Source organism: Edaphobacter sp. (genome assembly GCF_035532915.1).
In the GTDB taxonomy this organism is placed as follows: Bacteria; Acidobacteriota; Terriglobia; order Terriglobales; family Acidobacteriaceae; genus Edaphobacter.
This window is the reverse complement of the sequence record NZ_DATKQC010000488.1, coordinates 1-23,049: the sequence shown is the minus strand read 5'-3', so window position 1 is coordinate 23,049 and position 23,049 is coordinate 1. Positions and strand designations below refer to the sequence as shown.

The following is a 23,049-nucleotide window of genomic DNA, read 5'->3' as shown; positions in this document are numbered from 1 at the left end:
GTGGACCATCTCATTAGTCGGCATCTCATCAGGAAGCGAATTCTTTCGGATAAGCGCGTTTAGCAGGGAGCTGCGGTTTAATCCGTCGCAATCACGATTGGCTTTTGCTTTTCGTTCAGGCCGATGCGCGCCATGGGGGTGAGGTGGTCGTGGGTGAACAGAACCAGCCATTTCTCCGGAATTGCGCGCTCGTAGAAACGCTTGCGCTGCACGATGGTCTCCAGCGGATCGAGATCGTACCCCATCACCCAGGTGGAATCGAGGTGGGCGCTGGTGGGAATGAGGTCGGAGATGTAGCAGGCGTGCTGGCCTGCCGATTCGATGTGAACCGCCATCAGTTGGGCGGTGTGACCGGGAAATAGCTCGACGCGGATGCCGGGGCAGATGTCTGCCGCGTGGCCTTCGATCAAGGTCATCTGGCCTGACTCGATCAGCGGATCGTAGTTCGGCGAAAGATAGCTGACGCGGTCGCGCTCCAGTTGCAGATGGCCGTGCTCGACCTCGCCGCGGTGCGCGAAGTAGCGGGCATTGGGAAAGGTTGGAGTCACGGAGCCATCCGGCTGCAAGGTGGTGTTCCAGCCGCAGTGGTCGAAGTGAAGGTGAGTGTTGATGACGAAGTCCACCTCTTCGACGGCGATGCCGGCAGCGGCGAGCGATGTGGGCAGAAGCTCCTGGTTCTCGAAGATCTCCCGCAGCTTGGGCGGCTGCTTGTTACCGATGCCGGTCTCGATCAGCACCGTGTGTTTTCCAGTACGGACGACCACCGTATTCAGGCCAAGCAGGATGCGGTTCAGTTCATCAGCGGGGGCACGCTTCTGCCAGAGCGTCTTGGGTACGACACCGAACATGGCTCCGCCGTCCAGTTTGTAGGTTCCATCGGTGCAGACCGTCAACTCGAAGTCGCCAACCTGCGTTCGCGCGCGCACCAGATCTGAATCAGTGATGGGCATACCTGTCCTCCCACTCCATCGTAACGGGAGGACAGCGGCCGAGGTCAGGCGTGCGGAATTGCGGTGAGCGAATCCGCGTTGATGGCCGCTCCCTCGGAGGCTGCTGCTACCAGATCGGCCGCACTCGCAGCATGAGGCTGCTTGTGCTGGAAGCATTGGCGGCAGAGCACGGGGCGCCCCTGGGTTGGCTTGAAAGGCACGGTGGTCTCAACGCCGCACTCCGAGCACTTGGTGCGGGTCTCGGTCCGCGAGAGTACGGTAGCAGATGGACTTGCTCCCGCACGCAGCGCCGAGCCGGCCCGTTTGAACTTGCAGGGCTTGCAGCGCTTGGGATCGTTCTTAAATTGCTTGTCGAAGAAGAAGAGTTGTTCGCCGGCGGTGAAGATAAACTCACCACCACAGTCTGCGCAGGTTAAAAGCCTATCCACAAATTCCATAGCCGCTTCTCCCGTCTTGCGGAAAAAGGATGAATACCCGGGGACACTGGACATCGTGAGGCCAACGGGCGCTCAACCTTGTTCGTGATCATTCCTTGCAGGATGTATAAGGGGCCCGTTAATGCGTGCTTCTCGGATGAAGGGAAACATTCCGGTCACGGTGAGCCGCTGCGCATGCTCTCTCTGCCGGGTAATACCAGCGTTATGGCGGGAGTCCATCTGCTGGCTGTTTCAAGTAGCCGTCCCTGGCGTAAGAGCCGGGACGGCCTGACTTGGTTAGGGAGCGATTAGTCCTGCTCCTTGCGGACCTTCTTGCGATTGCGCTTGCGCGCGAGCGCTTCTTTCACGCGCTTCTTTTCACCTGGTTTCAGATAAAAGGAGTGACGCTTGACTTCCTTGATAATGTCTTCGGTCTGCACCTTGCGCTTAAAGCGGCGCAGAGCATTTTCAAGGGGTTCGCCTTCTTGTACTCGAACCTCTGCCAAGAAAAATACACCTCCAAACGGTCCCAAATTGGGAAATATATATCCCGAATGGGATACATATATACCAGAATACCCTACTTTGGGAAGTTTATTTATAGGGTTAACGCACAATATTGACAAGGTTTCGTGATCGGCGACGCACCGTAGAATGGTGGGTGAGGTGAGAGGAATGGCTCGCGAGATTGAATGGACGGATTTCGAAGAGATCGGGATCCAGTTGCAGGAGAAGTTTCCGGAGATGGACCCCTACACTGTCCGGTTTACCGATTTGCACAGCTATGTGACCCAGCTGCCCGGGTTTACGGGCGATCCCGCAAAGTCGAACGAGGGCATTCTCGAAGCGATTCAGAAGGCCTGGCATGAGGAGTATGAGGACGCGAAATAGATCGCTGTGGGATGCTTTTGGTAAGTAGATAGAATAAAAGAGATGACTCCGACTGCTGAGCTGGTGCAGATTGATTTGTCGCCGCGGAAGCCGGCACCCAAGCCCGCGTGGCTGAAGGCCAAGGCTCCGATGGGCGAGACCTTCCACGCGCTGAAGAAGATGGCGCGCGAACTGAACCTGAATACGGTCTGCGAGAGCGCGCATTGCCCGAACATCGGCGAGTGCTGGAACCAGAAGGCTGCGACCTTCATGATGCTGGGGAACCTGTGCACGCGGCGCTGCGGATTTTGTGCGGTGCCCAAGGGCAGACCGGAGCCGATTGACTTCGACGAGCCGCGGCGGGTCGCCTATGCGGTGGCGCAGTTGGGCCTTGCCCATGCCGTGGTTACCAGCGTCAACCGCGATGACGATAACATCGGCGCGGCGCGTTCCTTCGTAAAGGTGATCGAAGAGATCCGGTTGCAGGCTCCGGGATGCCGGGTTGAAGTGCTGACCCCTGACTTTCAGGGTGTCGAAGAGGCTCTGCGGCTGGTGGTCGCGGCCAGGCCGGAGATTTTGAACCACAATATCGAAACAGTTCCGCGCCTGTATCGCGTGGCCAAGAGCGGCGGACGGTATGAGCGGTCGCTGGGCTTTCTGGAGAAGGCCAAGGCAATTGCGGCGGAGACGGGCGAGACGATTGTGACCAAGACCGGCATCATTGTCGGCATGGGCGAAGAGATGCACGAGCTGTTGGCGGTCTTCCGCGATCTGGCCGATCGCAAAGTGGACATTTTGACGATTGGGCAGTATCTGCGGCCATCGCGCGATCATTTGGTCATGACGCGGTACTACACGCCTGAGGAGTTCGCGTTTCTGAAACATGAGGCGCTGGGCATGGGCTTTCGGCACGTGGAGAGCGGGCCTCTGGTGCGCTCTAGCTATCACGCGCATGAGCAGGCGTTGAGCACCGGGCTGGCTTAGGCGCTCCAGAATTTCTGGTACAGCTCCTGATTCGACGGTGAACAGATCGGCTGCGTGATGATCTGCAGGCGCGGTCGTTCCGCTTTTCAAAACGCTGTATATCTATCCCTATGACGATCCCCGTCGAAGTTCCGTGCAGCCGATCCTTCGGCCAAACTGGTTCTCAGAGATCCGAGACGCGCAACGGACAGTGGATATTGGCTGCGACGATTCTTGCCTCAAGCATGGCATTCATTGACGGGACCGTCGTCAACGTCGCGCTTCCTGCGTTGCAGGCTGCTTTGAACGCAAGTGTGACGGATGTGCAATGGGTGGTAGAGGCATACGCTCTGCTGCTCGCGTCTTTGCTGCTGTTGGGAGGATCGCTGGGCGATCTTTATGGACGCCGCAGAATCTTCCTTCTCGGCGTATCTCTCTTCGCGATCGCGTCGGGGTGGTGCGGAATTGCCTCGTCCATCAGCATGTTGATTGTTGCCCGGGGTATTCAGGGAATTGGCGCGGCTCTGCTGGTTCCGGGTAGTCTAGCCCTGATCAGTGCATCGTTTTCAGAGAGAGATCGTGGCCGTGCCATTGGAACCTGGTCTGGCTTCACGGCGATCACAGCGGCGATTGGCCCTGTCCTTGGCGGCTGGCTGGTGGAGAACGTCTCGTGGCGGTGTGTCTTCTTTATCAATCTTCCTTTGGCTGCGGCAGTGATCGGGCTTACCTTGTGGCGCGTTCCAGAGAGCCGGAATGAATCCGCGAAGCGTGAACTGGATTGGAAGGGAGCGACGTTAGCGACCATCAGCCTTGGAGCAATCACCTTCGCTCTCATCGAGGCTTCCAAAGGCGGGTACGTGGTGTGGGGCTGCGGGTTGGTCGGCATCGGGGCGTTGATCGGCTTTTTTTTAGTGGAAGCCCACTCGCCTGCGCCGATGATCTCTCTGCGGCTCTTTCGTTCGAGAGACTTCAGCGGTGCGAACCTGCTTACCTTCCTGCTCTATGCTCCTCTCAGCGGTATCTTGTTCTTCCTTCCGCTGGACCTGATTCAGGTTCAGCACTACTCTGCGACTGAGGCTGGTGCGGCGCTGCTGCCACTGATTCTGTTGATCTTTATTCTTTCTCGCTGGTCGGGAGGCCTGGTCTCTCGATACGGCGCCAGAATGCCTCTTACCATTGGATCGATTGTGGCAGCGGCGGGCTTTGCCCTCTTTCTGAGACCGGGGACTGGAGGCACTTATTGGACTACCTTCTTTCCTGCCGTGATCGTTCTGGGGATCGGGATGTCGATCATCGTTGCCCCTCTTACAACAGCTGTGATGGAGGCGGTTTCAACGGCTGAGGCGGGTGTGGCGTCGGGAATTAATAACGCGATCTCGAGGATCGCGGGCTTGCTTGCCATCGCGCTGTTCGGCGTCGTCTTGTCGGCTGGTTTCAACGCTTCTCTCTCGCGCAGTCTCTCGCAGATACCGCTGTCCGCCGCTGCGCGTCAGGGCATCGATCAGCAACGCTCCAAGCTCGCGGGGGCAAGCAACGGCAACCCGGCTGTCAAGCGATCGATCGATCTCGCCTTTGTTGCCGGGTATCGTGAGGTGATTTGGATCTCAGTGTGCATGGCTCTCCTTGGCTCGGTGATCGCGTATCGGATGATTGGATTTGAAAGCCCACCCGAGGCATCGGATTCGACACTTTTGCATAAGGCGCCCTGACGTTGTGTTCAGGGTCTGAGAAGCTCGCCAGGCCGATCATCGTCGCGATGACGCCGTGGAGAGATTGGAAGCTGCCCGTTCTGTCTCCGAACTGCGGTCGGGGTTGCAAAGATTTGCTTTGAATTTTCCCAATTTGCCACTCCCTCGTTTGAGTGGTCCCTGTTGCCATTGGTTTTGTCTTGATCTGAGCGTCTCGTCGTCGTATAACTTTCGCACGCATTCAATCTGGATTTTGAGCTTTAAACTACCTTTGCCGGTGAAAGATTGGCGTGCAAGAGGCCTGATGACACACGATGCAAGACCGTCTCCATGGGTCTGCCGCTATAGCTTTGCGATTGCTGTCCTGATTCTTCTCTCTGCCGTACCACTCTGCTTTGCCAAGCAGGACAGCGTTCCGGACTGGGTCCGCGATGCTGCCGCGCAAAAGCTGCCGGATTACCCTGCCGAGACCAACGCTGTCGTCCTTCTCGACGACACCACGTACAGCGTCGCGGCCAATGGCCAGGCCACGGAGCACTATCGCCGTGTGGTGAAGATTCTGCGGCCGCAAGGGCGGGACGACGCTACGGTCGCTGTGCCATTCGATAAGGACACGAAGATTCTTTCGCTCCACGTCTGGAGCATTGGGCCGGACGGCCACCAATATGCCATGAAGGACAATGAGTTCGTCCAATACGGCTATCCGGGGCAAGGAAATTTTTTTGAGGACGACAAGGTCAAGGTTGCTAACGCTCCGGGGCGCGATCCCGGAGGTGTTGTCGCCTATGAGTATGAGCAGCGCATCCGTCCCCTGCTGACGGAAAAGACCTGGTTCTTCCAGAGCGATCTGCCCAGCCTCAGCCAGACCTTCACGCTCGAACTGCCGCTGGGTTATACCTTTGGCACGGTCTGGGCCCATCACGACTCGATGAAGGCGGCTGATCTTGAAAGCCAGCGCTGGCGATGGGAGATGAAAGACGTTCCTGCCATTGATCTCAACCATGTTCTTTATCGCCCAGCCGAGCTGTCGCTTGCCGGGCGCATGACGATGCACTACTCCGGCGCGGGGATTCCAGTTTCGACGAACGGAACCTGGCAGAGTATTGGCGAGTGGTACCAGGGGCTTGCGAAGGACCGGCTGGTGGCCACTCCCGAGATTGCAGCAAAGGCGAGCGAGTTGACCGCGGGCAAGACGGATTTCTACGACAAGGCGGAGGCCATCGGGGAGTTTTTGCAGGACCAGGTCCGGTACTTTGTCATCGAGATGGGTATCGGCGGCTATCAGCCTCACTTTGCAGGCGACATCTTTCACAATCGCTACGGCGATTGCAAAGACAAGGCCACGCTGCTCTCTGCCATGCTTTCGAGCGTGGGCATCCACTCCGCGTTGATGATGGTCGATACCAGTCGCGGCGTGGTTGATCCGGATGCGCCGTCGATCGTCGGCGATCATATGATCGCGGCCATCGAGATACCTAAAGGCTATAGCTCGCCGAAGCTGCACAGCGTCATCACAGCGAAGAACGGCCGGCAGTATCTCATCTTCGATCCCACCTGGGACAAGACTCCTTTTGGACAGCTTGAGCATGGGCTTCAGGGGGGCTATGGGCTTTTGCTGGAGGGCGATCAGAGTCAGATTGTGGCGCTTCCGGTTCTGTCGCCGGAGCTCAATACGATTCATCGAACGGCGCAATTTCAGCTTCAGCTGGACGGCTCTCTCAAAGGGACCGTTACCGAAAAACGGTACGGCGATATCTCCGAAAATCGCCGTCGGCTCTACCTTATGGGAGATGCGAAAGAGCAGAGCGACTTTCTCGACAATATGCTCAGCAACGACTTCACCACCTTCACCGTCTCCGGCTTCAAGGTGCAGAATGCAGCTTCTCTCAGCAAGGACCTCACCACCTCGTACTCGCTGAATGCCGACCACTTTGCGAAGATCATGGGCCCGCTGCTGATGGTGCGCCCGCGGGTGCTTGGCAGCGACTCACTGGAAACAGATCACAAAACGCGTAAGGTTCCTATCAATTTGCGGCAGACGCTGCAGGCGACGGACGACTTCAGCATTGAGCTGCCTGCGGGTTACACCGTCGATGAGACGCCCGATCCGGTCAAAGTCGATCTTGGCTTTGCCGCTTACCAAAGCTCCGTAGAAGTTAAAGGCGATACGCTTCACTACACTCGTACCTACACGGTTCGCAAGGTCACTCTTTCATCCGATCGATACAGCGATCTTCAGAAGCTCGCCGGGGTCATCGAGGCGGATGAGCAGAGCCGCGCTGTACTCAAGAAGCGTTAGTTTTATCGATATTTTTTATTAGCATCTCCAAGGGAAGAAGGAAAGATCCAAAATGAAATCCATGTCACGCTGTCGTTCTCTCTGCACCGTATTTTTCTCCGCCCTGCTCATTCTGTCTTCGCCGCTTGCGCGTGCGGAGAAGTGGATGACGCCGACGCCGGAAGAGCTTTCGATGACCTCGCAACCTGAGGTTCCGGGCGCTGCCGCCGTCTATCTCTACCGCGAAGAGATTACGGAAGACCAGCTGCATATGATGCACGTCTATGAACGCCTCAAGGTGCTCACCGAAAGCGGCAAGAAGTATGCCAACGTGGAGTTGGGATACTCTTCGAGCTTTGACAATGGAAGCATTTCCATCGGCGAGATCGAAGGACGGACCATCCATCCCGACGGCACCATCATTCCTTTTACTGGCAAGCCCTATCAGAAGCTCATCGAGAAGACGCGCGGCGCGAAGTATATGGCCAAGGTCTTTACGCTGCCGGATGTCGAAGTCGGCAGCATCATCGAGTACCGCTATGACCAGCGGTTAGACGACAACCACTTTATGGCGCCGAGTTGGTATATCCAGTCCGATCTCTACACCCGGAAGGTCCACTATCTCTGGAGGCCGACCAGTGAACCCCTGATCACCAGTGACGGGCACCACAATCTCACGAACGCGATTGCGTGGACCCCGATTCTTCCAGTTAGCGCTGTACTCGAACACTCAACGCTTCCACCACCCAACAGCTTCACCCCGGGGCAGCAGGTCTTCGAACTCAACGTGCACGACATCCCTCCTGTGCCGAACGAAGACTTTATGCCGCCTATCTCCAGCCTGAGCTACCGTGTACTTTTCTATTACACCCCGTACCGTAATGGGCTGGATTTCTGGAAGAACCAGGGAAAATACTGGTCGCAGACGCATAACAAATTTATTGGCCCCGGGCCGGGCGTTGAGGCAGCAGTGAAAGATCTGACCTTGCCGACCGATGCGCAGGACCAGAAGCTGCGCAAGCTCTATGCCGCGGTGATGCAGCTTGAAAATACGGATTTCACGCGAGAGCACACGAGCGCCGAAGAGAAGGCAGATGGCACCAAGCCGATTCGTTCGGCCGATGACGTCTGGGAGCGCAAACGTGGCAGCAGCGATCAGTTATCTGACCTGTTCGTTGCCATGGCTCGGGCTGCCGGAATGAAGGCTTATGTTGCGGCGGTCACCAATCGAGACAAGAACATATTTATGCCGGGTTATTTTAGTCTTGGGCAATTGGACGATGATCTGGCGATCGTCAGCGAAGACGGGAAAGAACAGTACTTCGATGCGGGATCGCGGTTCTGCCCATACGGTCAATTGGCGTGGAAGCACTCGTCAGCCAGTGGCCTTCGCCAGACGGATGATGGCACGGCGATCGCACAAGCTGCCTCGGAGCCTTACACGGCTTCGCGTGTTCAGCGGGTTGCCAATCTCAAGATGGACGAGCACGGAGTCGCCAGTGGAACGGTGAGCATGGTCTACATCGGAGCACCCGCTTTGTATTGGCGAGAGCATTCTCTTAGAGGAGACGCCACCAGCCTGGAACATGATCTTCGTACCAGCGTCGAAGGGCTGCTGCCAGCGGGGATGGACGTCAAGGTGTCCTCCATTGAAAAACTTGCGGACTATGAGCAGCCGCTTAAGGTCAACTTTGCGGTCCAGGGCGAGATCGCTTCTTCGACGGGAAAGCGGCTGATTGTTCCCGCTGACATCTTCGAGGTGAATGAGAAGCCGAGCTTTCCTCACGAGAAGCGGGAGATTCCTGTTTACTTCGACTATGCCTCTGTAAATCAAGACGCTGTTCGTGTGAGCTTTCCGGCGTCGCTGAAGGTCGAATCGATGCCTCCGAGTGATAACGCCCAGTTTGAGAGTCTCGCCGCCTATGACGTTGCAGCTGCATCCACACCGACCAGCGTTACCTTCCGACGAAACTACTCTCTGGGGACGATTATCTTCATGCCCAAGGAGTACGCGGGCCTCCGCAGCTTCTACTCAAAGATGGAGACGGATAACCAGGGGAGCGTTGTTCTTATCGCCGCTCCCGCGCAGGCGAATCAATCCACCAGTGGAGCCAATTAGTGATAGGTCGTCTACAGCACGGGTAGACGGCTTATTCTTGAGACTGGTGTCAGGAGAAGAGAATGATGAAACTGGTTGACGCTCAATTGCCCCTGTCCGGTAGACGCAAGATGCTGCTCCCCGGCTGCTGTTGGACATTCCTGACGGCGTGCTGCGTAGGGTTGATTCTGTTCAGCCTTCATCCGTCTGCGGCGCAGGCTGCGCCAGCGTTACTCTCCAGCCCGGCGGAAGCTCCCGACGCGATGACGCCTGCCACGAGTCGAAAGCTTGCGCCCAACTTCACGCTGACGGACGAGCAGGGGAAGGCGATTACTTTGTCGAACTACAAAGGCAAGGTTGTGCTACTGGATTTCTGGGCGACCTGGTGCGGCGGCTGTAAGCGGGAGATTCCCTGGTACATCGAGTTCGACAAGAAATACCGGCAGCATGGGCTGGCCGTCATTGGCGTGTCGATGGATGAGGACGGTTGGAAGACGGTCAAACCTTTTCTGGCGAAGAAAATAGATGATGAGACCGGAGGGATGATCGCGATGCAGTATCCCATCGTGATCGGCAGCGATTCGCTGGCAAAGCGGTTTGGCCTTACTTCGATGCCCATGACTTTGCTGATCGACAAGCAGGGAAGGATCGCTGTCTCGCACACGGGAGTTGTCGACAAAGCAGATTTCGAGCACCATATTCAAATGCTGCTGAAGCAGCCGCGTTAGTGCTGGCTGGTTCTCGCTCGCTGGCAATCAATGGAATTTTTCTTAGCAGAGCTGCATCTAAGTAAGGTATGGAATTTCGGACGATTGAACCCAAGATCCTTTACTTTGGAACACCCGTTGCGTTGATCAGCTCGTTGAACGAGGACGGAAGCACGAACCTTGCGCCTATGTCCTCATTCTGGGCGCTGGGGTGGACGCTGATGCTGGGCCTGCTGGACGAGACGAAGACGGCGGAGAACTTTGCGCGGCATCCCGAGTGTGTGGTGAACCTGCCGTCGCCGGATATGTGGCGTGAGGTAGAGAAGCTGGCTCCGCTGACGGGCAAGAACCCGGTGCCTGAGATCAAGCAGAAGCAGTTTCGCTATGAGCCGCACAAGTTTGAAGTGGCGGGCCTGACGCCGCTGGCCAGCGAGGCGGTGCAGCCGATGCGCGCGCAGGAATGCCCCGTTCATATGGAGGCGCGGGTAAGGAAGCTGCATCGTCTAGAAGGTGAGAAGCTGGCACAGCTTGGTGGAGCGGTGGCGGCCGAGGTCGAGATCGTGCGCGTGCATGTGGCCAGCGACTTTGTTGTGGACGACCATTACATCGACCCCAGCAAGTGGTCTCCGTTGATTTATAACTTTCGCCATTACTTCAAGCTGGGAGAGAACGAATTGGGAAAGACTTTCCGTGCGGGGAAGTGAAGTTGTAGCTGCGGTCTGTCTTTCGCTGGAGCTATCGCACCATCAGCACTCTCGTCTCGTAAGGCTTCAGCTTCAACGGCACGGACATTGCTCCGCGGGCGCGTGTGGAGACGACCGATGAGACCGCGCCTGTGGCCGGGTCCCACTCTTCAACCAGTTGCCGGGAGTTTTCTCCTTCGTTGCGGAAGTTCACCGAGTCGGAGAGCGGAGCGGCGCTCTCGTTGAAGAAGAGGTAGACGGATGAGTCTTTGAGCCGCCGTGTCATGCAGCGCAGGGCGGTGTTCGGTGTGCTGAGCCATACGTCTTGATCTCCCACCACACTCGTTACTGCATTAAGAATCGCCGGAGCTATTACCTGCGGAGGTGGTGGTGCGGCGGGGGGATACGCTGGAGGGGTTGGGGTCTCGGGCAACTGCGCCGAGGTCTCGACCGTGGCCCATGCGAAGTCTGCAGTTGTAGCTGCTCGCGCATCGAGGATCGTTCGCCTTGCGATCAGCGCTGGTGTACGGCCAAGGAACAGCACCTTGCCACCACCTGTCGCAAACGCCCGCAGACGGTCCAGCGCTGCCTGCGAGATCAGCGCCGCACTGGGCACGATCACAGTGCGGTACTGATTGCCGCTCATCGTCTCCAACGTTCCATGCCCGGCCTTCAAATCGGTTGTCAGGGCATCCTCATTCACGATGTCGAAGTCGATCTGGTGCTCGGAGAGCAGGCGTTCGGTCGAGACGAATGCCGTGTCCGATGCGGCATCTCCCAGCCACATCGAGCTGGAAGGAATAAACAGCGCCACTGAGGCCGTAGGTTCGCCCATCGAGAGCAGATAGCTCATGCGGCGCACGTAGGTCAGCAGCGCAGGGTACGCGGGGTCTTTCATGTATCCCGACAACGGGCGGCCGCCACTGCTGGCAGGAAAGTACATCGTCTCGATCAGGTTCACGCCGCGCACGAACTGCTCGTTCAGGATGTAGCGGGCCATGGTGACATCGGGGGCCGGGCGGTACGCGGCGAAGCTCTCCGTGAAGGCTCGTGGATGCCCGTACACATGCGCCGCCGACGAGGCCAGCCGCGGGAAATCCGAGACCGTATCCGTCCAGATCTGGTGCCAGATCGTATCGATTCCCGGCACCTCGACGTACTTCATGTCGCGCAGGAAGTCGCCTTCGCTGTGCGTCAACTCCATCTCCATCTCTTCGTGGTTCAGGTGTACCTGATACTCCAGATGATTGGCCGCGCACCACTCTCCCTGCGGCTTGAAGAAACCGTCGCGGAACATCTGCGAGAAGACATCATAGTAATCGGCCTTGGCTCGGCGCTCTGTCTCCGTCATCGCCGTGCCCTTGGGCAGAAGGAAGGTCGCTACGTAGGGGCGAATGTCGTAGCCCTTCACCTGCTGAAACCGCGCGAAGAACTTCGGCGTCCACGGCAGTCCGGAGATGGAGTAGTCGGGCTCGTCTCCACGGAAGCCGAGGATGGTCTTGCCGAACTCGTCGCCGACGGCCTTCTTGTACTGCTCGTGGGTGAACTCGAGATATTGCTCGGTGGCTGCCGGGTCCATGTAATCTTCGAGCGACTGTGAGCCGTCTTTTTTATGTGAGGGATTGGTGTCCGACCGCGTCGGCGAAGTCTTGAACTGATGCTCCACCACCATGACGGTCCAATCGCCTGTCGGGGCGGTCCATGCGATCTCGTCATTTGTTACAGGGACGGTTACAGTTTTTCCGCCGGCTGTGTTTACTGCTGTCACTGCGACCGTATCCGGTCCCACGGCTGCTTTGATGGTGTCGCCGGTCTTTGCGGAAATTCTCTGCGCTACCTCGAGCGCCTGCATGCGCAGCTCGGGCTTGAGTTGCGTGAACTTACCCCCGGCGAACCCGCTGGGATATCCGGCGTCGTCTACGATCCACACCCGCATGTCGCGCTTCTTCGCCTCTTCGACGAACATGTCGAAGAACTTGAAGTACTCCGGCGAGAGATAGGCGAATGGCATCCCGAAGCTGGCCTGCACCGTGACTGCGCGATAGCCCAGCGACTTCATCGTATCCAGATCGCGCTCGATGACCTGCTGGTTCACCGCGCCGTTCAAGCCGTAGTAGGGCTCGGGCCCGTACTCCGATGGTGGATTGACCCACGCCTGCTGCACGCTGGCCGCCGTCGGCAACTGAATCTTCTGCCAGGGCTGTTGGGCCAGTGCGCTTATGGAGATAAAGGAGGCCAGCGCTGCTGCAAACATCTTCTTCATGGATCGTTCCATCTTTCACACGCGGTAACGATGTCCCGTCGCCAAATTTCGAGAAATACCTTGCAGCAGATTTATACAGGCTTGAGGTATGGTTTGGAAACTATTTCAGGTAAGGAACTCATCCTTCGTGGCTTTTAAGAAGTATCGCGAACCATTCTTGCCGGGAAATCGTATTGTGCAGAAGCGCGCTCCGTGTTTTCATCTCTCTACGGATTCGTGCGCAGCATCAGTTACCGACAGGAGCGCCAGCAATGCAATATCAGGTGTCACGCAACGGCCAGATGTACGGCCCCTACACTCTTGAAGACCTTCAGCGCTATGTCGCCTCCGGCCACATCCTTTACACGGACCTCGCCAAGAGCGAGGAGATGGCGGAGTGGGTGCCGGTCTCGCAGGTCCTCGGCACAGCGCCCCCTGGTGCCGCGCCTGCCTATGCAACCCAGCCCGCCTACGCGCAGCCTGCCGCCGGCACTTATCCCGATGCACCGAACCTGAACTGGGCGCTCGAGCTTCTGCTGGGCTTTCTTACCTGTGTACTGTTCGTTATCGCGTGGAACCTGGTCATCGCCTCCTGGGCCAAGCGGGTCGAACCGACGAGCAAGGCGCTGATGTACTACATCATCGCCACTGTGCTGATGGTGCTCAACTTCGGCGGTTCCTACGGCAATGTCATTACTGCGATGCACCATGGGCATCCGCACCAGAGCATCCTCGGCGGTTTGATCGGGCTGGCTACCTGGGTCATTCGGTTGATCGCTCGCTTTACCCTGCGCGACACGCTGGAGAAGCACTACAACATTGCAGAGCCGCTCGGCCTGCGGTTGAGCGCGGTGATGACCTTCTTCTTCGGCGGCATTTATTTCCAGTACAAGCTCAACCGCATTAACGAGATCAAGGAAACCCTGCGCTATCGGAACGCCGTACGATGACCGCGAGCGTACGCAGCCGCATTGCAGCCCTGCTGCGGGCGGCTGTACCGCTTGTTATTACTGCGGTTGCGGTCGCGGTGTTGCTGCGCTTTCCACCGGACCAGTACACGTTCTACCCGCAGTGCCCTATCTACCGCTATCTTCACCTGCAATGTCTCGGCTGCGGAGCTACGCGCGCGCTTGCGGCGCTGTTGCATGGTGACATCGCGGAGGCGCTCCGTATGAACGCTCTTACGACGCTCCTGGCGCCGTTTGCTGCGATTTATGCAGCTTTCTGTTATCGATGCATTCTCTGGCGTGAACCTGTGCAACTGCCGCAGCTGCCGCGCCCTGCTGTCTATATGGCGCTTGGCGTTGCTGTTCTGTTTGCTATCGTCCGCAATCTCGGACACGTTTAGAAGTTCGCCGCAGACTGCATTCAGTCGATGCTGCGCGGCAATTCGCTATAGCCTTCTCAAGATCGCTACAATGACCGCAATGCCACGCCTGCGTCCTATTCTGATCGCCGTTGCAGTCATCATGATTCTGTGTGTCGGCTGGCTTCTCTGGCGCGCGCACCATGCCAAGGCTGCGGCCCCCCTAGTGGGAGTCGCGCCGCCCAGCGCGTCGAACGTGCTGCCCGAAGAGGACAGCACGCCAACACTGGTCTACGCGCACAACATTCAGCTTCGCAAAGGGCCGAGCTTTCGTATCTATATTCGCTGGGTTCGGGGACAGATGCTGCGGACGAATCCGCGCGTGCCTCCCTCTTTCGACGATCCGGACTCTTTTGTCTTCAACATCCAGAAGGGTGTCATTCATGTCAACGTCGGGGATGTTGCGATCTTTCTCAATGCGGTATCGTCCTCGGATGCTCCGCTCAGAAGCATCTCCCTCACCGCCGATGGAGACCAACTGAAGCTTCACGGCACGCTTCACAAGGTCGTCCCGCTTCCGGTCGAGGTGATCGGATCCCTCTCCTCTGCTCCGGATGGACACATTCGCTTTCACACCATGAAGATCAGCGTGCTGAAGATTCCAATGAAAGGTCTGCTTGGAGGACTTCATCTTACTGTCGCCGATCTTGTCCACTCCCCGGATATTCCCGGGACTCAGATCTCTGCCAATGACCTGATCTTCGACACGACAAAGCTGCTGCCTCCACCTCATATCCGTGGCGAGCTTACTTCTGTGCGCATCAAGTCTCCGGACATCGAAGTGATCTACGGCAACTCGCCCAACGATGAGACCAAACTCGCCCAGTGGCATAACTTCCTGCGCCTTACGGGTGGGACGATCGACTTTGGCAAGCTCACGATGAATCACGCGGACCTCACCATGATCGATGCTACGAAAGCTCCATGGTTCGATCTTGATCTGGTCAACTACCAGCAACAACTCGTCCAGGGAATTTGCCGCATGACCCCTCAGGCGGGCCTCGAGATCTTCATGCCCGAATTTGATGAAAAGACGGCTAACCGGAAGGTCACCCTCGACTGGCTCAAGAACCGCAATCTCTCGGTGCCATCGGATGTTCCCGTCCACCAACCGTAAGGCTTGATGGTCACAGCGATCTCTGATGGACTAACGACTGCATCCGCCAGCTTGCGATTGCTGCTGCACTCCTTGTTGGCATTTGTCAGGGGGCCGGACGCAAAATGGCCCCGGCAGAAGCCGAGGCCATTTTGAGAACGTACCGTCCCAGCTTAAGCCTGAGCAGTTACGGGCTCTGGTGTGGATGCAGTAGCGCCGGTTGCTGCGCCACCCTTAAGGTCGGTGCCACCCGGCTTGCGGATGTCGATGCCGCCCTTGAAGAACGCGCCATCCTCGATGGAGATGCGGGCTGCGATGACGTCGCCGGTCAGCGAGCCTTCGCTGCGAATGTCCACGCGATCGCTGGCCTGGCAATTGCCGCGCACCTTGCCCAGAACGACTACTTCGCGGGCAACGATGTTCGCCGCGACCTGGCCATTGCGGCCTACGGTGACACGATTGCCGGGCAGATTGATCGCGCCTTCTACCTTGCCGTCGATGTACAGCGATTCAGAACCCGACAACTCTCCCTTGACGATGAGGGATTTGCCGATCGTCGCCTGCTCGCCCGTGGGCACCGCCGAGGCTGGCGTCGCGCTGCCTACACTCGCCTGCCGCGTCGGGCTGGCCTCGTAGTTCGGGCTTGCTGCCGGAGTCGGACGCACTGGTTCGGGAGTTGAAGGGCTATTGCTTCCGGGCTGATTCGGTTTCCACATATCTGTCTCTGTCCTTTCGTACTGCTAAATATTCCCGCCGCGGGCTATCGAACGCGCTACCACGACGGCAGCACGCATTCATTCCACGATACTACTCTGGATTTTGCCTGCATAACGTCGCCAACGACGACGAAATCCACAGATTTTATGCGCCTTCCATTGACTCGGAAGGTTCTTCCCGGACTCTTGTTCCTTTCTTCCGAATATCGCCCCATTTATTCCAGTCCCCAAAAGTGTTAGGCAGGTTACAACTGTGCAGCCGCGGAAAACGCGCCGCGCCAGTTAGCATGGCAACACTTTGAAATTTCTGTGCCGTAGCCATCTCAAAATACAGGCCCGACCTTGAACCACTCTGCGCTTCGCAAATATTTGCCCGCATCTCTGCTGTTCATCCTCGCGTTTTCGTCTACACAACTTCTGGCTGCGCCCAAGGTCCACACCGTCACGCTGGGCCCCAGCCGCCGCGCCCCCTACGTTCCCACCGACGCCACGCCCGAGACCAAATCGGATGAGGCTTCTACCCTGCACGTTCGTGCTCTGTACGTCGATGACCGCCAAAAAGAGTGGACCACCGGCGAGGTCCACGACGTCACCGACCGTACCTTCACGGTCCGCCGCGCCCTGCGCCTGAACGATGCTCTGCCCACCGACTCTGCTCCTCGCTGGGTGTGGGAGCCGGGGCCATGGCTGATGGTCGACCGTATCAGCGGCCACGTTACCGCGCTGCATCTGCCTGATTTTGACTCTGTTGTGTCCAATGTTGTGTGGTTCCGGGACTATGCCGCCTATTGCGGCATTGGGACCACGGCGAGGGGAGGACTTTTCGCCGTTGTGGCCCAGCTTGGAGCGCGTAAAGCCGTTGTGCAGAAGAAGATCGGCGAGTGGCCGCAAGCGAACCACTTCATTCCTGTCTGCCAGCCCGCCAAATGGCAGCGCCTGCCCATGCGCGTCACCCTCCAGCCCACGAGCGGCGAGGCCACTACTTATGACGTGCTCGGCTCCAGCTCGCTGGTCGAAGACGGGGATAATTCGGACGAGAACTAATCGCCTGCCGGATGCGTATCTCACTCCATCGGCGGTAACATCGCTGTAGCGCCGTCCGTCGCAAGCGGACGAATCCAGATGAAAGGCCCGCAAGTGAGACTTGTTATCGCATTCTTCTTTCCCTGGCTGACCTTCTTCACCATAGGCCGCCCCTTCGCCGGGCTCATCTGCCTGGTGTTGCAGATCACCGTCCTCGGCTGGGTTCCTGCCACCATCTGGGCCGTCTACGCGCTTAGCCAGTACAAGACCGACCAGAAGATCCACCGCGCTCTCAGCCAACAATATTAAATTTCCAGCGGAGTCGGCACCATCCGATGAGTGCAAGCAAGAAGTTTCGCGGTCTGCTCGAACCGTACAGCAAGCTCAACTGGACCATCGTCAAGCTGCCCTTCGACGTGGCAAAGGCGTGGAAGACGCGCAATCGCCTGCACGTCAAAGGCACCATCAACGGCTTCGCCTTTCGCACTTCGCTCTTCGGCTCCGCGCAGGACGGCCATTTTCTGCTGGTCAACCGGCAGATGCAGAAGGGAGCAGGAGCCGTGGTGGGCGGCATGGCCGAGGTCGTCATCGAGGCCGACCTCGAAGAGCGCAGGTCATCCGTCCCGCCTGAACTGGCAAGGCTCCTCAAGCAGTACAGCGCACTTAAAAAGTGGTACGAGCAGCTGAGCGTCTCTGCCCGCGACGACATCGCACGCAACATCGGCGGCCCCAAGAGCGACGAAGCGCGCCTGCGCCGGGCCGAACAGATGGTGGAGCGGATGATGCTGGCCATGGAAGGCGAGCGCGAGTTACCGCCCATCCTGCAGATGCAGTTCACGCGCTACCCACAGGCCCGCGCAGGCTGGCAGGCGATGACGCCGGTGCAGCGCCGCGGCCACCTGCTCGGCATCTTCTACTATCAAAGCCCCGAGTCGCGTGAAAAACGCGCCCGCAAAGCCATCGACGAGGCCCTCAAAATAGCAAGAACCAAAGGCCGCGAAGCCTAGCTGAATCGTTTTATGATTGGACATTGTTAGCGGCGACAGAAGACAATGTTCTGCATGAAACGCAGCCGGTTCTTTAGCATTGCATCCCTTCTTCTCATCTTTTCCGCCGCTTCTTTCGGCACTCTCGAGCTACGCGCACAGTCCCGCACGAATCAATCGCTGCCTCGCATCGTCCAGAAAGATGGGCGCTACGCCCTGTTTGTTGATGGCGCTCCATTTCTGATGCTCGGCGCTCAGGTCAACAACTCCAGCGCATGGCCTGAGATGCTGCCCAAGGTATGGCCCACGGTTGAGAAGCTTCACCTCAACACGCTTGAGGTACCCATCTACTGGGAGCAGTTCGAGCCGCAGCAGGGACACTTCGATCCTTCAGTCCTGCACACGCTTCTCGATCAGGCCCGGCAGCACCACGTTCATCTAGTATTGCTCTGGTTTGGTACATGGAAGAACGGCAGCGGACACTACACGCCGCCCTTCATCAAGCTCGATGAGGCTCGCGTGCCGCATGTCGTCAACGCAGAGGGCCACAAGGTCGATTCGTTGTCGCCACACTCGCAGGTTGGTCTCGATGCGGATCGCGCAGCGTTCACGGAGCTGATGCGCGACCTCAAGGCCGCCGACCCCCAGCACACCGTCATCATGGTGCAGGTCGAAAACGAGTCCGGCACCTACGGCAGCGTGCGCGACTTCTCGCCTCAGGCGCAGAAGCTCTTCGCGGGACAAGTTCCTGCGGTTCTCCTCAAGGCCATGCAGAAGCAGCCCGGAACGTGGCAACAGGTCTTTGGCGACAATGCCGACGAGTTCTTCCATGCGTGGTCCATCGCCCATTACATCGGCGAGGTCGCGGCAGCAGGGAAGGCGGTTTATCCGTTGCCGATGTATGTGAACGCGGCGCTGCGCGATCCCTTACACCCCGGCAAGGCCAACACCTACGAGAGCGGTGGTCCAACCGACAACGTCATCCCCATCTGGAAGGCTGCGGCCCCGGCCATCGATCTGCTGGCACCTGATATCTATTTGCCCGACTATGCGCGCTACACCAAGGTGCTCGATCTCTATCACCGCGCCGACAATCCCATGTTGGTTCCCGAGACCGGCAATTCGCCGGAGTACGCGCGCTACTTTTTTGCGGCGCTGGGCCATCAGGCCATCGGCTTCTCGCCCTTCGGCATGGATACGACCGGCTATGTCAACGCACCCATCGGAGCTGCCCGCATCGACGAGGACGCGCTGGCCCCGTTCGCTCTGAACTACAGCATCTTCGGCCCCATGGACGGCGTAATCGCACGGCTGAACTTCGAAGGCAAGCTGCAGGCCGTCTCCGAAGATCCGGCTGTTCACACGCAGACACTCGATTTCGGTAAATGGAAAGCGGTTATCTCCTATGGCCTGCCCCAGTTCGGCAATGGCAAAGTGCCGCCGGGCAACACGCCTCCCGATGGAGGCGCGATGGTCGCACAGTTTGGCCCGGACGAGTTTCTCGTCACCGCGGTTCATGCCCGCGTCGACTTTGAAGTCGCAGATAAGTCGCTCGCAAAGCAGCGCCAGTTCGTGAAGGTGGAAGAAGGGAACTACGAAGGGAATAACTGGCACTTCACCCGCATCTGGAATGGCGATCAGACGGACTATGGCCTGAACTTCACCTCGGCCCCGCAGGTGCTGCGCGTCAGCCTGGCAACGTATTAGCTCTGCTCTGATTCCCCAGTGACGGCGCGAGCGTCTGCAAGTATGCGCTCGCGCAGCTGCTTTGGCTCCAACACCTTCGCCCTTGGGCCAAAGCCCAGCGTGACGAACCGGGCCTGCTCCTCGTTCTCAAAGCGCACGCGCAGAACAGCCCATCCCTCGGGTATCTTCGCCGCTCTGCTCTCGACCGGCACGGCATCCATCCACGTGCTCATCGAACGCGCTGCCTGCGGATCGAGCAGCAGCGTTACCTCATAGCTCTGCCGAGCCTGCTGCAGCTGCGCGGTGGACTCTCTCCAGTACGCGCCGAGGTTGAACTTCGCCGGACGCTCAAAGCTCGTTGCCAGCACCGTCACCGCCTGCATCCGCGAGACGCGATAGGTACGCAGCCCATTTGTCGTCCGTGCCACCAGATACCACGTCGAACCCTTGGCCACCAGTCCCAGCGGGTCGACCGTCCGTGGAGCCGTTTCACCATCTGCGCGGGTGTAGTCGAACGCCAGCCTGCAATCCCGCGCGACTGCATCCTGCACCACCGGCAGCATCGACAGATCTTCCGAGGAGGGATTCCATCCGGTGTGGTCCACGTGCAGCCGCTCGCGCATCGCCTCTGCCTGTCGTCGCATTGATACCGGCAGCGCGGCCATCAACTTGCCAAATGCTCTCTCCGCCGCCGCAGCCAGCTGCGGATCGCCCAGCGCACGCGGCTGCGTCATCAGCAGAGCGCGCAACTCGGGCTCGTCCAGCCCCGGAACCTGGGTACGCCAACCTTTCTCCAGTCTCCATCCGCCCTGTGCCCCGCGCAGCGCGGTCAGAGGAATTCCTGCGATACACAATGCCTCCATATCGCGGTGCACGGTGCGCTGCGAGACCTCCAGTCGCTCCGACAACTCGCGCTCGCTAAGCTGTCCGTGCGCCTGCAGCAATATGAGCGCGGACATGAGACGGCTCGCCTTCATACTTCTTCCTTCCAGTTGAGGTGGGCGAACTTTTTTATCTTGCCAAACTATATATGACAGTACATGGCATATATGCTCTTTTACTCTCCAACATGTAAGCGAAATAGACGAATCTCAAGGAGAACCAAATGGAACTGAAAGAGTTTTTTCTCGCCCAGCTCGACCGCGAAGCAGCATCCTCCCGCAAGGCCATCGAGCGCACTCCGGAAGGCCGCAACGACTGGAAGCCACACGAGAAGTCCATGGCCCTGGGTTTACTCGCCGCGCTCGTCGCCACCATGCCCGGCTGGGTAGCGATGATGATCGAGACCGACGAGCTGAACCTCGACGACCCTCGTAACGAAGATCTCAAGACCAAGCCGGTTGCCACCAGGGCCGAGTTGTTGAAGCTTCTCGATGAAGGTGTCGCCAAGACGCGCAAATCGCTCGAAGGCACTACCGAAGCACATCTCCTCAAACCCTGGCGCTTCAAGATGGGCGGCAAAACGATCAGCGAGGCGCCCCGCCACGTCATAATTACCGATTCCGTCTTCAGCCATCTTGCGCACCATCGCGGACAGCTCACTGTCTATCTCCGCCTCAACGATGCCAGCGTACCAGCTATCTATGGGCCATCAGCGGACGAGCAGTTCTAGGAACCTGGTTAAGGCAGATGAGGTATTCGGTGAAACAGGCAACTGCCAAGACGAAATACAGGGCTTCTCCACTGCGCTTCGCTTTGGTCGAGATGACGTGATGAGTTTTCATCCATTGGGCACATTATCTCAGCCGGAGCGGTGCGGTTGAAGAGGTCCGCTACTGCGAGATATAGGCCTCAAGGTGGCGGATTCTCGCCTCCTGCTCGGAGATTGCGGAGTTCACCAGGTCGCCGATCGAGACCATTCCTACCACCTTGCCACGGTCCTCAACCGGGAGGTGGCGGATACGATGGTCGGTGACCAGGCGCATGCACGCGCCCACGGTGTGCTGCAGCGAGACCGAGATCACGGGAGAGCTCATGATCTCCCGCACCGCGGTTTCTCTGGACGATCGCTCCTGCAGGATCACCTTGCGCGCATAGTCGCGCTCCGAGATGATGCCGATGAGCGTCCCATGCTCCATGACGAGCAGGGCGCCGACCTGTTTGTCGGCCATCATGGCGATGGCCTCGTACACGGAGGCGGCCGGCGTCGTCGACCATATCTCTTCTCTCTTTTGCCGCAGTACTGTACCAACTGTCGTGGTCAATTCGCTCATGGGCAGCCCTCGGGCCTCGGATCATAGACCCGCTACGCTGCCGTGCGCAATACGCTGCTGCCTGCCGAGCTTTGTCGAGGGGGCGCGTCCCGCCTATCATTACTCCATGCAGACCTTTGACGAACTCCTCCGCGAAGCCGAAATCGCCCACGGTCATCTCTGCGCCGGCCAGATCCTTGGGGTGCGGATGGCCATGCTCGGTTGCCGACGTCTCGGCATCGACGAGCCCAAGGGTGCTGACCGCAAACGGTTGGTCACTTTTGTCGAGATTGACCGCTGTGCCACCGATGCGATCGCTGTGGTCACCGGCTGCCGCCTGGGCAAGCGAGCCCTCAAGTTCCGCGACTGGGGCAAGATGGCGGCCACTTTTCTCGATTTGCAGACCGATAAGGCCATTCGTATCTGTGCTTTAGAGTCATCCAAGCAGCGCGCCCGCGATCTCTACTCACAGATCGAAAACAAAAATCAGCAGCAGATGCTCGCCTACCGCGAGCTGCCCGACGAAGACCTCTTCAGCGAGCAATGGGTCCACGTTCCGATGCACGCCCGCGAACTGCCCGGCTATAAATCCGCCCGCATCGCCTGCGCAATTTGCGGGGAGGGCATCAACTACGATCGTCAGGTGGAAATTAGCGGAGAAATCATCTGCCAGGGCTGCGCTCACCCGGAGGCGCGCTACTACCAGCCGCTTCAATGAGGGCTGTAACCAGAGAAACATTGGTTTATCGGTTACATGCTCCTAAGTGTAACCAGAGAAGCACTGTTTTACTGGTTACATCTAACGTTCGCTTCTCCTGGGCACGCCTTTTGCCGAATCGCGATTCATCGGTAGTGGGTCAGTTTGGAATGAATGACTGAAGCTTCCGAAAGTCACCATTTCAAGAAGTACACGGGCCTTCTAATTTCAACTGAGCTTTACTGCTCTAGTTCGAAAAACAACATCTAGGTGTTTAGTCCCGGCATTTGATGGATTGGGTCGAGGGTAAATCTTTCGGGAGTTTGAGTCCAGAGTTTGCAGAGGTATTCATAGGGCGTGAGGCCTTTGAGCGTCTTGAGTCTTCGGGCGAA

At 58.2% G+C, this 23,049-nt stretch carries 23 protein-coding genes and 1 pseudogene; 16 read left to right on the top strand and 8 right to left on the bottom strand.

Going from position 1 to position 23,049, the window contains the following annotated elements; genetic code table 11:
- Nucleotides 1-77 precede the first annotated feature (77 nt).
- The 3 genes from VMU57_RS22755 to rpsU form a co-directional block, all read right to left on the bottom strand.
- A complete protein-coding gene (locus VMU57_RS22755; RefSeq protein ID WP_325387630.1) occupies nt 78-950 on the bottom strand; it encodes an MBL fold metallo-hydrolase in 873 nt (290 codons plus the stop codon).
- A 44-nt stretch (nt 951-994) separates the two neighbouring features.
- Entirely contained in the window at nt 995-1,387 is a 393-nt protein-coding gene (locus VMU57_RS22750; RefSeq protein WP_325387628.1) for a zinc-ribbon domain containing protein, read from the bottom strand.
- Nucleotides 1,388-1,674: 287 nt separating this feature from the next.
- Nucleotides 1,675-1,872: a 30S ribosomal protein S21 gene (rpsU, locus tag VMU57_RS22745; protein WP_014267628.1), complete on the bottom strand. Its 198-nt coding sequence runs from the start codon at nt 1,870-1,872 to the stop codon at nt 1,675-1,677.
- A 169-nt stretch (nt 1,873-2,041) separates the two neighbouring features.
- Here rpsU and iscX point away from each other — a divergent pair, with 169 nt between their 5' ends.
- The 7 genes from iscX to VMU57_RS22710 all read left to right on the top strand — a co-directional run bounded on the left by iscX (nt 2,042) and on the right by VMU57_RS22710 (nt 10,674).
- A complete protein-coding gene (gene iscX / locus VMU57_RS22740; RefSeq protein WP_325387623.1) occupies nt 2,042-2,257 on the top strand; it encodes a Fe-S cluster assembly protein IscX in 216 nt (71 codons plus the stop codon).
- A 42-nt stretch (nt 2,258-2,299) separates the two neighbouring features.
- Nucleotides 2,300-3,220 (top strand): lipoyl synthase, encoded by a 921-nt coding sequence (gene lipA, locus VMU57_RS22735; protein ID WP_325387621.1) that lies wholly within the window; start codon nt 2,300-2,302, stop codon nt 3,218-3,220.
- Nucleotides 3,221-3,417: 197 nt separating this feature from the next.
- Entirely contained in the window at nt 3,418-4,908 is a 1,491-nt protein-coding gene (locus VMU57_RS22730) for an MFS transporter (RefSeq protein WP_325387619.1), read from the top strand.
- Nucleotides 4,909-5,191: 283 nt separating this feature from the next.
- Nucleotides 5,192-7,186: a DUF3857 and transglutaminase domain-containing protein gene (locus tag VMU57_RS22725; protein ID WP_325387617.1), complete on the top strand. Its 1,995-nt coding sequence runs from the start codon at nt 5,192-5,194 to the stop codon at nt 7,184-7,186.
- 52 nt (nt 7,187-7,238) lie between these two features.
- Nucleotides 7,239-9,284 (top strand): DUF3857 domain-containing protein, encoded by a 2,046-nt coding sequence (locus VMU57_RS22720; RefSeq protein ID WP_325387616.1) that lies wholly within the window; start codon nt 7,239-7,241, stop codon nt 9,282-9,284.
- Between the two features lie 62 nt (nt 9,285-9,346).
- Nucleotides 9,347-9,991 carry a redoxin domain-containing protein gene (locus VMU57_RS22715; protein ID WP_325387614.1) on the top strand — a complete coding sequence of 215 codons (645 nt, stop codon included), beginning with the start codon at nt 9,347-9,349 and terminating at the stop codon, nt 9,989-9,991.
- Nucleotides 9,992-10,059: 68 nt separating this feature from the next.
- On the top strand, nt 10,060-10,674 hold the full coding sequence (locus tag VMU57_RS22710) for a flavin reductase family protein (RefSeq protein ID WP_325387613.1): 615 nt from the start codon (nt 10,060-10,062) through the stop codon (nt 10,672-10,674).
- Between the two features lie 31 nt (nt 10,675-10,705).
- On the opposite strand, the gene VMU57_RS22705 is transcribed toward VMU57_RS22710, so the two are convergent.
- Nucleotides 10,706-12,916 carry a glycosyl hydrolase gene (locus tag VMU57_RS22705; protein ID WP_325387611.1) on the bottom strand — a complete coding sequence of 737 codons (2,211 nt, stop codon included), beginning with the start codon at nt 12,914-12,916 and terminating at the stop codon, nt 10,706-10,708.
- Between the two features lie 251 nt (nt 12,917-13,167).
- Between VMU57_RS22705 and VMU57_RS22700 the strand changes: the two genes are divergently transcribed.
- The 3 genes from VMU57_RS22700 to VMU57_RS22690 all read left to right on the top strand — a co-directional run bounded on the left by VMU57_RS22700 (nt 13,168) and on the right by VMU57_RS22690 (nt 15,378).
- Entirely contained in the window at nt 13,168-13,845 is a 678-nt protein-coding gene (locus VMU57_RS22700; RefSeq protein WP_325387609.1) for a DUF4339 domain-containing protein, read from the top strand.
- On the top strand, nt 13,842-14,243 hold the full coding sequence (locus VMU57_RS22695) for a DUF2752 domain-containing protein (protein WP_325387607.1): 402 nt from the start codon (nt 13,842-13,844) through the stop codon (nt 14,241-14,243). Before VMU57_RS22700 ends, VMU57_RS22695 begins: the two co-directional genes overlap by 4 nt.
- A 70-nt stretch (nt 14,244-14,313) precedes the next feature.
- Complete coding sequence (locus VMU57_RS22690; protein WP_325387605.1) at nt 14,314-15,378, top strand: hypothetical protein; 1,065 nt, start codon at nt 14,314-14,316, stop codon at nt 15,376-15,378.
- A 152-nt stretch (nt 15,379-15,530) separates the two neighbouring features.
- Here VMU57_RS22690 and VMU57_RS22685 read toward each other — a convergent pair whose 3' ends face one another.
- The gene (locus VMU57_RS22685) at nt 15,531-16,073 is read right to left on the bottom strand and encodes a polymer-forming cytoskeletal protein (protein WP_325387604.1); all 543 of its coding nucleotides are present in this window, start codon (nt 16,071-16,073) and stop codon (nt 15,531-15,533) included.
- A 342-nt stretch (nt 16,074-16,415) separates the two neighbouring features.
- On the opposite strand from VMU57_RS22685, the gene VMU57_RS22680 reads away from it, so the two are divergent.
- From VMU57_RS22680 to VMU57_RS22665, 4 genes are all read left to right on the top strand, one after another.
- On the top strand, nt 16,416-17,117 hold the full coding sequence (locus tag VMU57_RS22680; RefSeq protein ID WP_325387602.1) for a hypothetical protein: 702 nt from the start codon (nt 16,416-16,418) through the stop codon (nt 17,115-17,117).
- Between the two features lie 93 nt (nt 17,118-17,210).
- Complete coding sequence (locus VMU57_RS22675; RefSeq protein ID WP_325387601.1) at nt 17,211-17,405, top strand: YqaE/Pmp3 family membrane protein; 195 nt, start codon at nt 17,211-17,213, stop codon at nt 17,403-17,405.
- A gap of 26 nt (nt 17,406-17,431) precedes the next feature.
- Entirely contained in the window at nt 17,432-18,103 is a 672-nt protein-coding gene (locus VMU57_RS22670; RefSeq protein WP_325387599.1) for a YdeI/OmpD-associated family protein, read from the top strand.
- Nucleotides 18,104-18,157: 54 nt separating this feature from the next.
- Entirely contained in the window at nt 18,158-19,789 is a 1,632-nt protein-coding gene (locus tag VMU57_RS22665) for a DUF5597 domain-containing protein (protein ID WP_325387598.1), read from the top strand.
- On the opposite strand, the gene VMU57_RS22660 is transcribed toward VMU57_RS22665, so the two are convergent.
- The gene (locus VMU57_RS22660) at nt 19,786-20,745 is read right to left on the bottom strand and encodes a YafY family protein (RefSeq protein WP_325387596.1); all 960 of its coding nucleotides are present in this window, start codon (nt 20,743-20,745) and stop codon (nt 19,786-19,788) included. The genes VMU57_RS22665 and VMU57_RS22660 overlap by 4 nt on opposite strands.
- Nucleotides 20,746-20,873: 128 nt before the next feature.
- Between VMU57_RS22660 and VMU57_RS22655 the strand changes: the two genes are divergently transcribed.
- A complete protein-coding gene (locus tag VMU57_RS22655) occupies nt 20,874-21,380 on the top strand; it encodes a DinB family protein (protein WP_325387595.1) in 507 nt (168 codons plus the stop codon).
- 160 nt (nt 21,381-21,540) lie between these two features.
- On the opposite strand, the gene VMU57_RS22650 is transcribed toward VMU57_RS22655, so the two are convergent.
- A complete protein-coding gene (locus tag VMU57_RS22650; RefSeq protein ID WP_325387593.1) occupies nt 21,541-21,981 on the bottom strand; it encodes a CBS domain-containing protein in 441 nt (146 codons plus the stop codon).
- Nucleotides 21,982-22,087: 106 nt separating this feature from the next.
- Between VMU57_RS22650 and VMU57_RS22645 the strand changes: the two genes are divergently transcribed.
- Nucleotides 22,088-22,678: a formylmethanofuran dehydrogenase subunit E family protein gene (locus VMU57_RS22645; protein ID WP_325387591.1), complete on the top strand. Its 591-nt coding sequence runs from the start codon at nt 22,088-22,090 to the stop codon at nt 22,676-22,678.
- Between the two features lie 245 nt (nt 22,679-22,923).
- Here the strand turns inward: VMU57_RS22645 and VMU57_RS22640 are convergent.
- Nucleotides 22,924-23,049: pseudogene (locus tag VMU57_RS22640) on the bottom strand (IS481 family transposase); the annotation flags it as partial.

Excerpts from the sequence above, each read along its gene's own strand:
- VMU57_RS22755 (WP_325387630.1), bottom strand. The coding sequence starts at position 950 with ATGCCCATCACTGATTCAGATCTGGTGCGCGCGCGAACGCAGGTTGGC.
- VMU57_RS22750 (WP_325387628.1), bottom strand. The coding sequence starts at position 1,387 with ATGGAATTTGTGGATAGGCTTTTAACCTGCGCAGACTGTGGTGGTGAG.
- iscX (WP_325387623.1), top strand. The coding sequence starts at position 2,042 with ATGGCTCGCGAGATTGAATGGACGGATTTCGAAGAGATCGGGATCCAG.
- lipA (WP_325387621.1), top strand. The coding sequence starts at position 2,300 with ATGACTCCGACTGCTGAGCTGGTGCAGATTGATTTGTCGCCGCGGAAG.
- VMU57_RS22725 (WP_325387617.1), top strand. The coding sequence starts at position 5,192 with ATGACACACGATGCAAGACCGTCTCCATGGGTCTGCCGCTATAGCTTT.
- VMU57_RS22720 (WP_325387616.1), top strand. The coding sequence starts at position 7,239 with ATGAAATCCATGTCACGCTGTCGTTCTCTCTGCACCGTATTTTTCTCC.
- VMU57_RS22715 (WP_325387614.1), top strand. The coding sequence starts at position 9,347 with ATGATGAAACTGGTTGACGCTCAATTGCCCCTGTCCGGTAGACGCAAG.
- VMU57_RS22710 (WP_325387613.1), top strand. The coding sequence starts at position 10,060 with ATGGAATTTCGGACGATTGAACCCAAGATCCTTTACTTTGGAACACCC.
- VMU57_RS22705 (WP_325387611.1), bottom strand. The coding sequence starts at position 12,916 with ATGAAGAAGATGTTTGCAGCAGCGCTGGCCTCCTTTATCTCCATAAGC.
- VMU57_RS22700 (WP_325387609.1), top strand. The coding sequence starts at position 13,168 with ATGCAATATCAGGTGTCACGCAACGGCCAGATGTACGGCCCCTACACT.
- VMU57_RS22695 (WP_325387607.1), top strand. The coding sequence starts at position 13,842 with ATGACCGCGAGCGTACGCAGCCGCATTGCAGCCCTGCTGCGGGCGGCT.
- VMU57_RS22690 (WP_325387605.1), top strand. The coding sequence starts at position 14,314 with ATGACCGCAATGCCACGCCTGCGTCCTATTCTGATCGCCGTTGCAGTC.
- VMU57_RS22685 (WP_325387604.1), bottom strand. The coding sequence starts at position 16,073 with ATGTGGAAACCGAATCAGCCCGGAAGCAATAGCCCTTCAACTCCCGAA.
- VMU57_RS22670 (WP_325387599.1), top strand. The coding sequence starts at position 17,432 with ATGAGTGCAAGCAAGAAGTTTCGCGGTCTGCTCGAACCGTACAGCAAG.
- VMU57_RS22665 (WP_325387598.1), top strand. The coding sequence starts at position 18,158 with ATGAAACGCAGCCGGTTCTTTAGCATTGCATCCCTTCTTCTCATCTTT.
- VMU57_RS22660 (WP_325387596.1), bottom strand. The coding sequence starts at position 20,745 with ATGAAGGCGAGCCGTCTCATGTCCGCGCTCATATTGCTGCAGGCGCAC.
- VMU57_RS22655 (WP_325387595.1), top strand. The coding sequence starts at position 20,874 with ATGGAACTGAAAGAGTTTTTTCTCGCCCAGCTCGACCGCGAAGCAGCA.
- VMU57_RS22650 (WP_325387593.1), bottom strand. The coding sequence starts at position 21,981 with ATGAGCGAATTGACCACGACAGTTGGTACAGTACTGCGGCAAAAGAGA.
- VMU57_RS22645 (WP_325387591.1), top strand. The coding sequence starts at position 22,088 with ATGCAGACCTTTGACGAACTCCTCCGCGAAGCCGAAATCGCCCACGGT.